14 protein-coding genes are annotated in these 13,039 nt (G+C 43.7%); 12 read left to right on the plus strand and 2 right to left on the minus strand.

Features of this window, described 5'->3' with window-relative positions:
* Positions 1–61: 61 nt before the first annotated feature.
* The 7 genes from KIT51_14935 to KIT51_14965 all read left to right on the plus strand — a co-directional run bounded on the left by KIT51_14935 (position 62) and on the right by KIT51_14965 (position 4,470).
* Positions 62–529, plus strand: a complete 468-nt coding sequence (locus tag KIT51_14935) for a hypothetical protein (protein ID UYN86147.1) — start codon at positions 62–64, stop codon at positions 527–529.
* Between the two features lie 576 nt (positions 530–1,105).
* Positions 1,106–1,684 carry a hypothetical protein gene (locus tag KIT51_14940; protein UYN86148.1) on the plus strand — a complete coding sequence of 193 codons (579 nt, stop codon included), beginning with the start codon at positions 1,106–1,108 and terminating at the stop codon, positions 1,682–1,684.
* On the plus strand, positions 1,657–1,824 hold the full coding sequence (locus KIT51_14945; protein UYN86149.1) for a hypothetical protein: 168 nt from the start codon (positions 1,657–1,659) through the stop codon (positions 1,822–1,824). Before KIT51_14940 ends, KIT51_14945 begins: the two co-directional genes overlap by 28 nt.
* Entirely contained in the window at positions 1,784–2,443 is a 660-nt protein-coding gene (locus tag KIT51_14950) for a hypothetical protein (GenBank protein ID UYN86150.1), read from the plus strand. The genes KIT51_14945 and KIT51_14950 overlap by 41 nt, the downstream gene beginning before the upstream one ends.
* Before the next feature lie 235 nt (positions 2,444–2,678).
* Positions 2,679–3,368, plus strand: coding sequence for a hypothetical protein (locus tag KIT51_14955; protein UYN86151.1), 690 nt, complete (start codon positions 2,679–2,681; stop codon positions 3,366–3,368).
* Positions 3,369–3,377: 9 nt separating this feature from the next.
* Positions 3,378–3,917, plus strand: coding sequence for a hypothetical protein (locus KIT51_14960; GenBank protein ID UYN86152.1), 540 nt, complete (start codon positions 3,378–3,380; stop codon positions 3,915–3,917).
* Between the two features lie 34 nt (positions 3,918–3,951).
* Entirely contained in the window at positions 3,952–4,470 is a 519-nt protein-coding gene (locus tag KIT51_14965) for a hypothetical protein (GenBank protein UYN86153.1), read from the plus strand.
* Positions 4,471–4,526: 56 nt separating this feature from the next.
* On the opposite strand, the gene KIT51_14970 is transcribed toward KIT51_14965, so the two are convergent.
* Positions 4,527–5,501, minus strand: a complete 975-nt coding sequence (locus KIT51_14970) for a polyprenyl synthetase family protein (GenBank protein ID UYN86154.1) — start codon at positions 5,499–5,501, stop codon at positions 4,527–4,529.
* 126 nt (positions 5,502–5,627) lie between these two features.
* Between KIT51_14970 and corA the strand changes: the two genes are divergently transcribed.
* The 3 genes from corA (at position 5,628) to KIT51_14985 (ending at position 8,701) form a co-directional block, all read left to right on the plus strand.
* Positions 5,628–6,647 (plus strand): magnesium/cobalt transporter CorA, encoded by a 1,020-nt coding sequence (gene corA, locus KIT51_14975; GenBank protein ID UYN86155.1) that lies wholly within the window; start codon positions 5,628–5,630, stop codon positions 6,645–6,647.
* 33 nt (positions 6,648–6,680) lie between these two features.
* A complete protein-coding gene (locus KIT51_14980) occupies positions 6,681–7,670 on the plus strand; it encodes a calcium/sodium antiporter (protein ID UYN86156.1) in 990 nt (329 codons plus the stop codon).
* Between the two features lie 68 nt (positions 7,671–7,738).
* Entirely contained in the window at positions 7,739–8,701 is a 963-nt protein-coding gene (locus KIT51_14985; GenBank protein ID UYN86157.1) for a calcium/sodium antiporter, read from the plus strand.
* A gap of 71 nt (positions 8,702–8,772) precedes the next feature.
* On the opposite strand, the gene KIT51_14990 is transcribed toward KIT51_14985, so the two are convergent.
* On the minus strand, positions 8,773–9,513 hold the full coding sequence (locus KIT51_14990; GenBank protein ID UYN86158.1) for a hypothetical protein: 741 nt from the start codon (positions 9,511–9,513) through the stop codon (positions 8,773–8,775).
* Between the two features lie 181 nt (positions 9,514–9,694).
* Between KIT51_14990 and KIT51_14995 the strand changes: the two genes are divergently transcribed.
* On the plus strand, positions 9,695–10,999 hold the full coding sequence (locus KIT51_14995) for an NAD(P)/FAD-dependent oxidoreductase (GenBank protein UYN86159.1): 1,305 nt from the start codon (positions 9,695–9,697) through the stop codon (positions 10,997–10,999).
* 32 nt (positions 11,000–11,031) lie between these two features.
* On the plus strand, positions 11,032–12,993 hold the full coding sequence (locus KIT51_15000; protein ID UYN86160.1) for a KUP/HAK/KT family potassium transporter: 1,962 nt from the start codon (positions 11,032–11,034) through the stop codon (positions 12,991–12,993).
* The last annotated feature ends 46 nt before the right edge of the window (positions 12,994–13,039 follow it).

Here is a 13,039-nt window from a genome sequence, read left to right on the forward strand (position 1 = left end):
TCATAGATGCAACTATTCCGGGGTATCGGAGTATCTATTACGGTATTAAAGGACGAACACTATGACATTACTCAGTAAACTTCTTGGCAAAAGCCCTAAAAAAGAAATTAAGGCCCGCTGTCCGATTACGAAAGAATCCATTGAGAATGGATTTGGCTACATGCTTACCACCGCAGAAGTAGTTGCCTCCAGGAAATACTGGGACATGGTGATGACCGAACCTGAAACGCTTTCATACACCATTTCGCATTTCAGCAACCAGCCCAACGGCACACAAATGCGCAACCTCATTTTTGAAAAATACAGCTCCATCGAAAAGCCATGGATCATCTCCGACTCGTGCATTAACTTATTTGATGTGGATAAAGGCGAAGCCCGCCAACGTGCCAAACAATGGTGGGAAAACGAAGGAAACTTTGTGCCGAAGGAAGCCGGCCCGGCTGTTGAAAAGTTAGAGCCAAAAGTATTTCAATCGTTTAAAGACTATGCCGTGCTGGAAGCAGGACGAAACCGTGTACCGGTTTTATAAGATCAGCCTACCCAATTTTGACCCGCAATCCTACACAATCACTTAGATTCCGGCTCTTGGGCCTTCATGACAGTTAAGTGCATTTCCAGATTATCAGAATGTTTGAAGATCATTGGAAGCCATCTCAATGATGCAATTATTGAACCGCAGAGTACGCACAAAGGGCGCAAAGCGATACAGGCGGCCTCTTCTCTGTGAACTTGGTGCTTTCTTCGTGCCCTTAGTGGTTAAACATATTTTTGAGAAGGCTTCTAGATTGTAATTCATTATCCGCCATTCAATCTGCATCATTAAAAATGTATTTTTAACCATGTAATATTTCCCTCCGTTTTCAACCTCCCTGAAAACAGCCGATCTTTAAATCTTGCAAAATTTAAAGGGTAGTAGTATAAAATGCGCACTGTCGCTAGTACAATCTGTCAATGGTTAATAGTGCAAAACCACCATTTTAAAAATGTAGGTTTTTTGAAATAGTTGCCGTGCAACGCAGCAAAGTACGTGGTAAGTTTGATTAAACAAATCCCCCGTATATGAACAGCTTTAAACTACCCCCCCCGCAACCTTATCTTCAGGATAATGTTGCTGCTTTTACCGGCCTTGCTGGTGACCTGTACCGTTGAAGAGGAACAAACCATTGACCCGGTTAAACCCCCTGAAACGGTGAACAAGAAAAACCCCTACTCGGTTGAAAACGTAACCCAGGCCTTTGAAAACCTGGTGGCCCGCTCAGGCGGACGGATTAAGATAGCAGTGCCATCAACCACCCACAACTATGTGCAGTTCCAACCCCAAAACCTCGACCAGGTTATGCTGCTGCAGGATTTAGGCTACGACCTGTGGGACGAACCGCTTGACCAACATATTGAATACGCTGGCGACTATTATCAGCATCCTGGCTTGCCCGATTCATTGAATTACTTCTATACACTCATCCCTGAAAATTATTCGATAACCCAAAATGTACCTACACCATACTTTCGCAGGTTATTTTGTTTGATGACAACGCAGGTGACGAACAGGATATTGAGGATGACCCGTGGATACCCGACCCGGAGAATTGCCCCGATCCATATAACCCAAATTGCCCATGTTATGAAGGGCCTTGTGCCCGTACTTCTGGTGAAGGAATGGTTGACCTTCGGGAAGACCTGGTAAAGAAAACCACAAAATATTTGTTAGAGGGTGGCGTTGACCTGATGGAGCTTTATAACCAAATGATGATTTTGGCGGGCTATGAAGATGACCTGAAAGCGAATGATCTTTCTATCGATTTCATTTTTTGCTTTCAGGTGTGAAGAAGATAAAAGCCCTGAGTTTGTATTCATGATTTTTGAGTTACCTTTTAATGTGACTCCGGGCAATGATTACATAAATGTGGGGGATACCTTGTGGATTACCTCAGAAATTCCGGATACCATCCATGAGTATTATTCTGGCGATTATTACAAAATTGTAAATTTTGATTTCAGTTTTAGTTTAGGAATAAGGAAACTAGTTTCAGGAGGATTCAATTTTGGTGATCAACCTGGAGCTACCGCCCAATTCAATTTTATCCAGGAAATAGGATCGATACCATTTTTCGGAGAAACATTCAGTGATTTTAAATTAGTCTACATCAATGAAAAGTATGTTTCGAAAATTGGAATTATCCCACAAAGCACTGGCGTATACTGTTTAAACTTTTTAGGACCAAGCCAACTTGAGCTTAAGTCAGTAACCGACTTAGGGAGAACTTTAGATGGCAGACAACGAATACCAGCTTATGAAACTCTGTTCTTCATTATCAATGGCGGTAATAATAATTTGTCTCTACTTCGGGAGAACTGTATTCTTAGTTCAGATTCAAATCCCAATAATTATAGGGCTTTCTATTATGAGCAAAAAGGCACCTTTACTTTCCGTGTTGTTGAGTAGGGAAATGAATTTAGAAATATGAATGCAAAAAGCAATTACAGCAACAAAAACCTATGCCGTTGTTGGTGTTGTGCAGCGGCTATGCGGGCAGGTCACCAACAACGATTGTTATTAAAAATTTATGGATAATGGTTAAATCTTTTCGCAAAATTCCTTGTTGGTGGGCTGCGCACGTTACAGCCCGCAACACCAACAAGGGCAAGGGCAACCCAGGTAAACAACTTAGTTACAAGCTATGGCTGGTAATTTACAAAGAGTAGTAACAGGCTCATGGAGCCTGTTACTACTACTTCTCCTCTCCGCTAAATGTAACGAAGAAAAAGATCCGGAGTTTGTGTTTATGACGTTTGAGATTCCTATTACAATTAATCCAACTGGCGAAACACTTACCCTAGGTGACACTCTTTGGATTAATGGTCAATTTTCAGATACTCTATTGGATATTCATTCAGGAAAATACTTTAAACTTAAAAACTTTGATTTTAAAAGTAAAATCTGTATATCTAGAATAAACAACAATCAATTATATACATCACAACAACAACCAGCATTTAATGAATTCAGCTATTATGGTGATGTCTATCAAACAAGTTCAATCTGTGGCCCAGTAACATTTAATTATTCAAATGGTCAATATTTTTACAAAGTAGCCCTTATTCCAAAAAATACTGGAGTATTCAATATTTTCGTTAATCGTCCCGTGGATTTACATGGCTTTCCAGATGAACAAATTGATTTAGTTCCATACATCAATTTAGGTGTTGCATCTGATGGAAGAAAAAAAATACCTGTTTACGAAGCTTTTCTTTTCATTGTTAATAATGGCAGCACAAACTTTGAATTATTCAAGCAGTATGCCAAGCCGGGAACAGATATAGTACCAAGTGAAGAAAAAGGCAGCTTTACTTTTCGGGTTGTTGAATAAAAATAAGGTATGAGAAGCATTTATCTTTTACTGGCCTTGGCCGCTACCGCACAAACCTTTGGGCAGGACAAAAAATTATTTTTTGAAACTGCCCTGCGCCTGGGCACGGATGCCGAAATGGTTTTTATCGGGCCTGCCATTTCTGCTGGTGCAGGTATAAACCTGGGTGATTACGTGTCCGTCAGCACATCGTATACGTTTTACTATTCCCGCATAAGCGGCCCCGAAACGTTTTTGACCCATACCGTTGACCTTGTACCCGTTTTTCAATTTCAAAACCCCTTCCGTAAAGGCCACGGGTTGTACATTGGAGTCGGCCCTGCCTGGCAATACCGCAGGCAAGCCCCGGAAGAACTTATGGTGGAAAAACCACGGTATTGGCTCGCGGCTTTTAACCTGGGCTATCGATTTACACCCATTTTGTGTGGCAAAGAACGAGCCCTTGCGGTAGACCTAAAAGGGTTTGGCCCTTATAAACAAAACGAACCTGACGGCCAATATGTTGAAGTACTTACCCAACTTATGCTGGGGGTAAGACTTCGGTTTTAACTTCGCAATGTTTCATTTATTACGTGAACAAACTATGAACACTAAGATTATCCTTTTTAGTGCCTTGATTTGCATAATGGCTAACACTGCCTGTGCACAAGAGGGATTACCAGTAGTGAAACTTACAAAGGGTGAAAGAATGTGGTTGGCTGCTTATGACGATACCACCAAAGCCCTGGCGTGGCTATTTATAAATAAGCGGAACGTCCATACAAAAAATCAAAAGCCCCTGTACCTGGTTTTAGGCGCATCAACAGCCGCCATGATAGGTGGAGGCCTTATGCTTGAACGCGACCTGAACAGTTCCCCGACAGCTACATACGATCAAGCCAATTATGCCGGGCTTACACTGATGTTTGTCGGAACGGCAGGAGTACTGGCGAGTGGTACCGCGTTGGGTATTTCGTACATTGCCTTAAACCCCTATACGGTAAAAAAGTACGATCGGCTGCTCGCCCTGCACAAAGCCAATAAACCATTACCCGAATTTTACGTAAAGCGAATGACACCGTATCTTTCACGTACATTAACACCACCCATTAAAGAACGTTAAGCAGCCGTTGAAAGAAACTTATCCCTTTGGCGTTGTTGGTTTGTGCAGGTGGTATGTTACTTGCTCCGATCGATTGTGAACTGCACCAATTGGATCAGGGATTTTTTATAATCCGATTCAGGCAAACCAATCAGCAACTGAAGTGCTTCCTGATGATACTTGTTCATTACTTCGTTGGCATACTCAATGCCACCGGATTGTTTTACAAATGAAATAACCTCGCTTACCTTCTTAGGCTTCTCGCTTTCACTCCTTATAATTCCGATAATCTTTCGCTTCTCCAACCAGCTTGCTTTGGAAAGCCCATAAATCAACGGAAGGGTCATCTTTTTTTCCTTAATGTCAATTCCCAGTGGTTTTCCAATTTCATCTTCACCATAGTCGAACAAATCATCTTTAATTTGAAATGCCATACCAACCTTTTCACCAAATGCACGCATGGTTTTCACCACATCATTTGCGGCACCCGATGAACTGGCACCTACTGCGCAGCACGAAGCAATAAGCGAGGCTGTTTTTTGACGGATAATTTCATAATAGAGCTCCTCTGTAATATTGAGTGAACGGGCCTTCTCCATTTGCAGCAATTCGCCTTCGCTCATTTCGCGCACCGCATTGGAAACAATGTCCAGCAGGTGATAATCTTTATTCTCAACGGACAACAATAACCCTTTGGAGAGCAGGAAGTCGCCTACCAAAACGGCTACTTTGTTTTTCCACAACGCATTGATCGAAAAAAACCCACGCCTGTAGTTGGCATCATCCACTACATCGTCATGTACCAGGGTAGCCGTGTGTAGCAATTCAATTAGGGCAGCTCCCCGATAGGTAGACTCATTGATGGAGCCGCATGTACCTGCACTTAGAAACACAAACATGGGGCGCATTTGCTTGCCCTTGCGCTTCACGATATAATTCATGATCCGGTCAAGCAGCATCACCCGGGTCTTCATGGAGTCCCTGAACTTCTGCTCAAACTCACCCATCTCCCGGGCAATAGGAACCTTGATATCTTCTAGGCGTAGCGACATGCGGCACAATATTACAATGCCTGCTACCGCTTTCAAAATGGATAATTCAAACCGAAATTATGGTTAAATGGCCTCATCATTCTATCTTGGAGGGCACATAAAAATTCCCTCACAGCCCGATTACCCATGGAAAACTCCGTGACCGATCTCACTAACAATGGCCGCACAAATAAGGTGATCCTGGAACTTATAGGCTACAATCGCGAGCACTATGAAAAAGCCGACAACCTTTCCATTGAAGAAATCATCCAGCGCATCCAACCCGATCGGGTAAACTGGGTTAACGTTGATGGACTGTACGACCAAAGCATTATTGAGAAACTACAAACTCACTTTAATCTCCATTCGCTGCTGATTGAAGACGTGCTCCAAGATCAGCGACCTAAGGTTGAAGAGTATGATGATTACCTGTTTTTCACGTTAAAAATGCTGTACAGTATTAACGGTGGCGAAATTGAGTATGAACAAATCAGTTTCGTATTGGGCAGCCATTACCTGATTTGTTTTCAGGAAAAAGAAGGTGACTTGTTTGATAATTTCCGTGACCGCATACGCCTGGACCAGGGGCGCGTGCGAAAAAAGAAAGCCGATTACCTGCTTTACCGGCTTATCGATATAATTGTTGACAATTACTACAACGTATTGGACGCGATTGGTGAGCAGATTGAGGACATTGAAGAAACTTTACACAACGAACATTCCGAACATACCTTTCAACGCATCCAAAACCTGAAGAAAGAGTTGATTTACTTGCGAAAAGCAGTGTACCCCTTGCGCGATGCTCTTTCGGCTTTGTTAAAAGATAAGAATGAACTGATTGAAGAAGAGAATGAACGTTTCTTTGACGATGTGTACGATCATGTTGTGCACCTGATCGACTCCCTGGACACCTACAAAGACCTTACATCCAGTTTGCTCGACATACACATCAACACCCAAAACAACCAACTGAACAAAATCATTAAAGTACTAACCATTATCTCTACCATATTCATACCGCTCACTTTTATTGTTGGGGTTTATGGGATGAATTTCAGGTACATGCCCGAGATTGAATGGGAGTATGGCTACCCGTTTACCTGGCTGATTATGGTTTTAATGACCGTTGGCATGTTGGGGTACTTCCGGTTTAAAAAATGGTTTTAACCTTAAAGCCACTGTTCGTTAACACGCTTGCTCATGGCCCTCTATATTGTTTTGCTTTTGGTCGGTTTTATCACTCTTATAAAAGGTGCCGATTTTTTAGTGGCCGGGGCCTCATCGTTGGCAAAACGGTTTAACGTTTCCAGTTTAATTATCGGGTTAACCGTGGTGTCGTTTGGCACTTCAGCCCCTGAAATGACTGTTAATGTTATCAATTCACTGGCCGGCCGTAACGAGGCCATCTTTGGCAATATTATCGGCAGCAACATGTTCAACCTGTTATTTATATTAGGTGTTACCGGGCTCATCTATCCGCTGGTCGTACAAAAATCTTCTGTAAAATTTGAAGTTCCCTTTTCACTTTTTGGTATTGTGCTGTTGTGGGTTTTGGTAAACGATCAACTTATAAAAGGTACCGACATCGATATCCTTAGCCGTTGGGATGCACTGATTCTCTTTACCGGGTTTCTGATTTTCTTAGGATACATATACCAATCGCTAAAAACCAAAACCGATGATGAAGGTGAGCCGATAAAGGAATACAACATAGGCCTGTCATTATTAATGGTGACAGGGGGTGTGGGTATGCTGGTGGGAGGAGGTTACCTGGTTACCGAAAATGCTGTGGGTATTGCCAGGGTATTTGGATTAAGTGAAAAGCTCATCGGCTTAACCATATTGGCTGTGGGCACTTCGCTGCCCGAATTGGCCACTACGGTTGTAGCAGCATTTAAAAAGCAAACCGATATTGCTATTGGCAATGTTATCGGGTCAAATATTTTCAACATTTTTTTAATCCTGGGCGTGAATGGCATGATCAAGCCCATTGAATACCCAGACCATAACCACGCAACGTATATTGAGCAAGCTGTATTAAATACCGACCTCTATGTTTTGGCCATAGGAACCGTAGCCCTTTTAATTGCCATGTTTACCCTGAGCAAAAATAAAATTGATCGCTGGGAAGCCCTTGGATTTCTGCTGCTTTATATCCTTTACACTTATTACCTTATTAACCGAAACTAATTTATTTAGCTCCTTGCGTTATCGACTTGAAATCTTCTATTTTTAAAGAATTAAGTTGTCTATAGCCTATGGTTCTTGCGGTTTTTCTCTTGCTCGTTGGGTTCGTCATCCTGATAAAGGGTGCCGATTTCCTGGTCGATGGGGCCGCTTCCGTTGCTAAAAAATTCAATATTTCCAACCTGGCTATTGGCCTTACGGTAGTGGCCTTCGGCACCTCCATGCCCGAAATGGTGGTCAATATAATATCGGCCATCAGTGGTAAAAGCGATGCAGCATTTGGTAACGTTATCGGCAGCAACAACTTTAACCTGCTGTTGATACTGGGTGTGGCCGGTACAATATATCCGCTGGTTGTTCAACGAAAAACCGTGAAGTATGAGGTCCCCTTGTCACTGATAGCAACGGTGGCCCTTTACCTGCTGGTGAACGATGAACGGTTTTTGGGGGATGATTCAAATGCGCTTAACCGAACGGACGCAGTTATTCTGTTACTGCTCTTTGCCATCTTTCTTTTCTACATCTACCGCACCATGAAGAGCACATTGGATAAAGAAGAGGGAGAGATAAAAGTTTACAGCACCGGAAAATCGGCTGCTTTGTTCTTTGCCGGTTTAGTTATGCTGGTGGGTGGCGGAAAACTGGTTGTTGACAATGCCGTGCAGATTGCCCATTACTTTGGGTTAAGCGAAAAGCTGATCGGGCTTACCATACTGGCTGCCGGTACCTCACTACCCGAGTTGGCCACTTCGGCTGTAGCTGCTTTCAGGCGCAATACCGATATTGCCATAGGCAATGTTGTGGGTTCGAATATTTTCAACATCTGTTTAGTGCTGGGTATTTCCGGCTCCATTTCGCCCATACCTTTCAACACGGCAATAAATTTCGATTTATATGTGTTGGGTGTAGCCACCGTGTTGCTCATGATTTTTATGTTTACCCTCAACACCCGCAAACTAGACCGTTGGGAGGCCATTATCCTGTTGGTGGGTTACCTTACCTATACCCTGTACCTGATTGATATGGAAAACTAAAAAGACCTTTATTGCTAAAGGTCTTTTGTTACAGTACTGTTTATCGGTAACCGATAAACTATAAATGGTTGCTAAATCTTCTTCTGTAGTTCGTTGATTTTCGCTTGTGCCTCTTGTTTACCAAGCGACAATGACTTTTTGTATAGCTCGAGGGCTTCCTGCAGGGTTTCCTTTTTCTTTTTGGGCGCAAGTTTGGTACGGCTGGCGGCCTCTTCCACGGCTTGGGCCCGTGCATAGTATGCATCGGCCTCGTTCACTTTTGATTGGATCATCAACTCCTGGATTCGGGCCTCGATCAAAGCCAACTCCTGTTCTTTGGCAGCAATCTGGATTTCCTTATCGGCAATTTCGGCACTTTGCATTTCGGCCAGGTTAATCAGGTTTTGGTTTTCATTCCTGTATTTCTCTACCTGCTCCTGTAACGCCAGTATCTCGTTGGTTTTTGCCTGGAGGTCGTCTTTCAGTTTTTTGATTTGCCGCGCATACGAGGCCGCATTGCCTTGTGATTTTTTCAGCGCACTCTCCAGGTCTGAAATTTTCCTTTCGGTATCCTTAACATATTTGTTCAAGTCCTTCATGCGCGATGTATAATCATCGTACGTGGTACCTTCAACCATATTGATACGAAGCAATTGCCTGCTGGCATCAATGCTATCCATCAACACGCCAACTTCCATAAGCGTATTGGCAACACGTTGTGAGGTTTCCAGTTCAATGCGCAAAGAGTCTACCTGCGATTGCAGTTCGGCTTTTTCTTTTGCACCGCAAGCGCCCAGCAGGATTATCGCGGTTATCCAAATAAGGTGTTTCATAGGTGGGGTTTCTTTTAATTAGGGTTTAACACAAAAATACAGTTGAAAATCCGTACAAAAGGTTGTGGGCATACCAAATATTTTTGCCTGTAAGCCTGTCCATAAGTTTTGCGAATAATCTTTCAGCAGTTTAATTAAACCCTCTAAATTAGCACCCGTTTTAAGGGTTTTTCCCCTCTGCATGCCACAAGCCAACACTGCACGCACTCACATTGCCGACCTTAACAAGCCCCGCATCATTATCATTGGCGGTGGGTTTGGGGGACTTGAAGTAGCTAAGGGACTTAATGGATCAAAAGCGCAGGTTGTACTTTTTGATCGGTATAACCACCACACCTTTCAGCCCCTTTTGTACCAGGTAGCCAGCTCAGGTTTAGAAACCAGTTCCATCGTTTTCCCTTTTCGGAAACGCTTTGCCAATCAGAACAATTTCTTTTTTCGAATGGGCGAGGTAATCGCCATAAAACCGCAGGAAAATTATATCGAAACGTCCATTGGACAATTGAAGTACGATTACCTGGTTATTGCGAATGGTGCCACCACCAATTACTACGGCATGAAAGACGTTGAGGAGAATGCCATTCCCATGAAAACGATCATTGATGCCATTCAACTGCGCAACAAAATAATCCGCAACCTTGAAATTGCTTTGCTTACAGACGACCTGGAACAAATGAACAGCCTGATGGACTTTGTGATTGTAGGTGGTGGGCCTACTGGTGTGGAGTTAGCCGGGGCTTTGACCGAATTGAAAAAGCATGTTTTTCCTAAAGACTATAAAGAACTGGAGTTTACCCATATGGACATCCACCTGGTGGAAGCAGGGCCACGGTTATTAAATGGCATGTCAGCCAAAGCCTCGGAAAAAGCGCTGGAGTATCTACAAAACATGGGCGTAAAGGTGCACCTGAGCACGGCTGTAAAATCCTATAACGGCACAGAAGTACTATTGAACACCGGGGAAAGGCTTATTTCCCGGACACTAATATGGGCGGCCGGGGTTAAAGGGAGCCCGATTGATGGACTAAACGCAAATGCGATTGGAAAGAGCGGACGGATTATTGTTGATGAGTTTAATCGCGTAAAAGGCTACGAAAACATTTTTGCCATTGGCGATGCCGCTGTAATGGAAGGCGATGCCGGCTTTCCACAAGGTCACCCGATGATGGCCCCGCCCGCCATGCAACAAGGGCAGTTGTTGGCCAAAAACCTGAAGCGATTGCTCCAGCAAAAAAACATGAAGCCATTCTTGTATTTCGATAAAGGATCCATGGCTACCATAGGCCGTAACCGCGCGGTGGTGGATTTAGGAAAACTAAGGTTCCAGGGATTTTTTGCGTGGTTTGTTTGGATGTTTGTTCACCTGATTTCCATCATCGGATTCCGGAACAAATTTTTTGTCATGTTCAGTTGGTTCTGGAGTTACTTTTCTTACGATAAGAGTAACCGGTTAATCATCAGCCGCAATAAGGATGGCGTTAACTGATCACAATATTTTGTTACATTCGTTTACAGTTCATGGCTTTAGAATCGTACCATAAACACAAAACCCCGCTTTCCGCTGGTGGTGTGCTCATCTCCCTTGGGATAATTTACGGGGATATTGGTACGTCTCCGCTGTATGTGTTCCGCGCTATTGCCGGTGATCACGAGATTTCCGAAAGGCTGATCCTCGGGGGATTATCCTGTGTGTTTTGGACACTCACCTTGGTCACCACCCTCAAGTACATTTACATGGCACTTAATGCCGACAATAAAGGCGAGGGCGGTATATTCGCATTGTATGCTTTGGTGCGCAGGTATAAAGCGGGTTGGGTAGTTTACCCGGCTATCATTGGGTGTGCTACCCTTATTGCCGATGGTTTCATAACTCCGGCCATCAGTGTTTCTTCTGCGGTTGAAGGTTTAAAAATTTTCAATCCCGATTTGCCGATCATCCAAATTGTTATCGTCATCCTTATTGCCTTGTTCGTATTCCAACAATTTGGCACCGGTGTGGTTGGCAAAACTTTTGGCCCTGTAATGACGGTATGGTTTACCACCATAGGCACCTTGGGAACCATTCAGTTAATTCAAAACCCCAGTGTATTAAAAGCAATCAACCCGATGTATGCAGTAGAGTTGCTGACCCTATATCCGGGCGGATTCTGGATACTGGGTGCAGTATTTCTATGTACCACAGGGGCTGAAGCACTTTACTCCGACCTTGGCCATTGTGGAAAGGAAAACATTCGTGTGGGTTGGGCTTTTGTTAAAACCGCGTTGCTGCTCAACTATTTTGGACAAGCCGCCTGGTTGTTGAAGCAAGAAGGCACAACGTTGGGTGAACAAATTCCATTTTATGCCATCATGCCCGAATGGTTTCTTCCGTTTGGTATCATCATCGCCACATCGGCAGCTATCATTGCCAGCCAGGCATTAATTTCCGGAACGTTTACACTTGTGAATGAGGCCATGAAATTAAAACTGTGGCCCATGACACGGGTGCGTTACCCAAGCCAGCTCAAGGGGCAGATCTACATTCCTTCCATTAACTGGATATTGATGAGTGGATGCATTTTGGTGGTACTCTACTTCAAAGAATCTTCAGCCATGGAAGGTGCTTACGGGTTAGCGATCACCATTGATATGCTGATGACAACATCGCTTTTGGTTTATTATTTCTCCCTATCCCGAAAATCAACAATACGCGCCATAGGCCTGGCTCTTTTATTCTTCTCACTGGAAATGATGTTCCTGGTTTCGAACCTGAGTAAGTTTAGTCATGGTGGCTGGTTTGCGTTTATCATTGCCAGCGGACTTTTCCTGGTATTGTTTGTTCAACTGCGTGCGCGAAGGTTACGAACCCGCCACACCGAGTTTGTTGACCTGAAGCACTATGTGGATATGATCAAGGACCTGCAGGCCGATGAAACCATTCCGAAGGAGGCTACAAACCTGGTGTTCCTGGCGGTAGCTGACAGTAAACGTTATATCGACTCAAACATTATTTATTCCATCTTCCGCAAGCGACCCAAGCGTGCCGATGTGTATTGGTTTCTTCATGTGGATACGGTGGACAGTCCGTTTACGAGTAAATATTCGGTAGATACCATCATCCCTAAAAAGTGTTTCTTCGTTCGGATTAAACTCGGTTTCAAAGCCGACCACCGCATCAACCTGCTCTTCAATAAAATTGTGCACGAAATGGCCGATAATGGCGAGATCGATCTGATCAGTCCGTATCCTTCGCTTCATAAATACAGCCAGACAGCCGACTTTAAATTTGTGATTATTCAATCATGGGCCTCACCCGACAGTGAAATTTCAAGCTTTGACAGGCTTATAATCCAAAGCTACCGGTTATTGAAAAAATTCAGCTTGTCTACCGAAGCCCATTACGGTATTGAAGCCGCCAACCTGGAGTTGGAAAAAGCCCCGATACAGGTTGGCCCCCCTGCCCTGGTTAAGATAAAACGCGACCGCGATGACGAACGGTAAAATTGCCCGATAGCGGACAACTTTGTCCACCATCGACCGATTACTT

It is taken from the genome of Cyclobacteriaceae bacterium, assembly GCA_025808415.1.
Classification (GTDB): domain Bacteria; phylum Bacteroidota; class Bacteroidia; order Cytophagales; family Cyclobacteriaceae; genus UBA2336.

Coding starts and splice junctions, on each gene's coding strand:
- KIT51_14935 (UYN86147.1), top strand. CDS start 62: ATGACATTACTCAGTAAACTTCTTGGCAAAAGCCCTAAAAAAGAAATT.
- KIT51_14940 (UYN86148.1), top strand. CDS start 1,106: ATGTTGCTGCTTTTACCGGCCTTGCTGGTGACCTGTACCGTTGAAGAG.
- KIT51_14945 (UYN86149.1), top strand. CDS start 1,657: ATGGTTGACCTTCGGGAAGACCTGGTAAAGAAAACCACAAAATATTTG.
- KIT51_14950 (UYN86150.1), top strand. CDS start 1,784: ATGATCTTTCTATCGATTTCATTTTTTGCTTTCAGGTGTGAAGAAGAT.
- KIT51_14955 (UYN86151.1), top strand. CDS start 2,679: ATGGCTGGTAATTTACAAAGAGTAGTAACAGGCTCATGGAGCCTGTTA.
- KIT51_14960 (UYN86152.1), top strand. CDS start 3,378: ATGAGAAGCATTTATCTTTTACTGGCCTTGGCCGCTACCGCACAAACC.
- KIT51_14965 (UYN86153.1), top strand. CDS start 3,952: ATGAACACTAAGATTATCCTTTTTAGTGCCTTGATTTGCATAATGGCT.
- KIT51_14970 (UYN86154.1), bottom strand. CDS start 5,501: ATGTCGCTACGCCTAGAAGATATCAAGGTTCCTATTGCCCGGGAGATG.
- corA (UYN86155.1), top strand. CDS start 5,628: ATGGAAAACTCCGTGACCGATCTCACTAACAATGGCCGCACAAATAAG.
- KIT51_14980 (UYN86156.1), top strand. CDS start 6,681: ATGGCCCTCTATATTGTTTTGCTTTTGGTCGGTTTTATCACTCTTATA.
- KIT51_14985 (UYN86157.1), top strand. CDS start 7,739: ATGGTTCTTGCGGTTTTTCTCTTGCTCGTTGGGTTCGTCATCCTGATA.
- KIT51_14990 (UYN86158.1), bottom strand. CDS start 9,513: ATGAAACACCTTATTTGGATAACCGCGATAATCCTGCTGGGCGCTTGC.
- KIT51_14995 (UYN86159.1), top strand. CDS start 9,695: ATGCCACAAGCCAACACTGCACGCACTCACATTGCCGACCTTAACAAG.
- KIT51_15000 (UYN86160.1), top strand. CDS start 11,032: ATGGCTTTAGAATCGTACCATAAACACAAAACCCCGCTTTCCGCTGGT.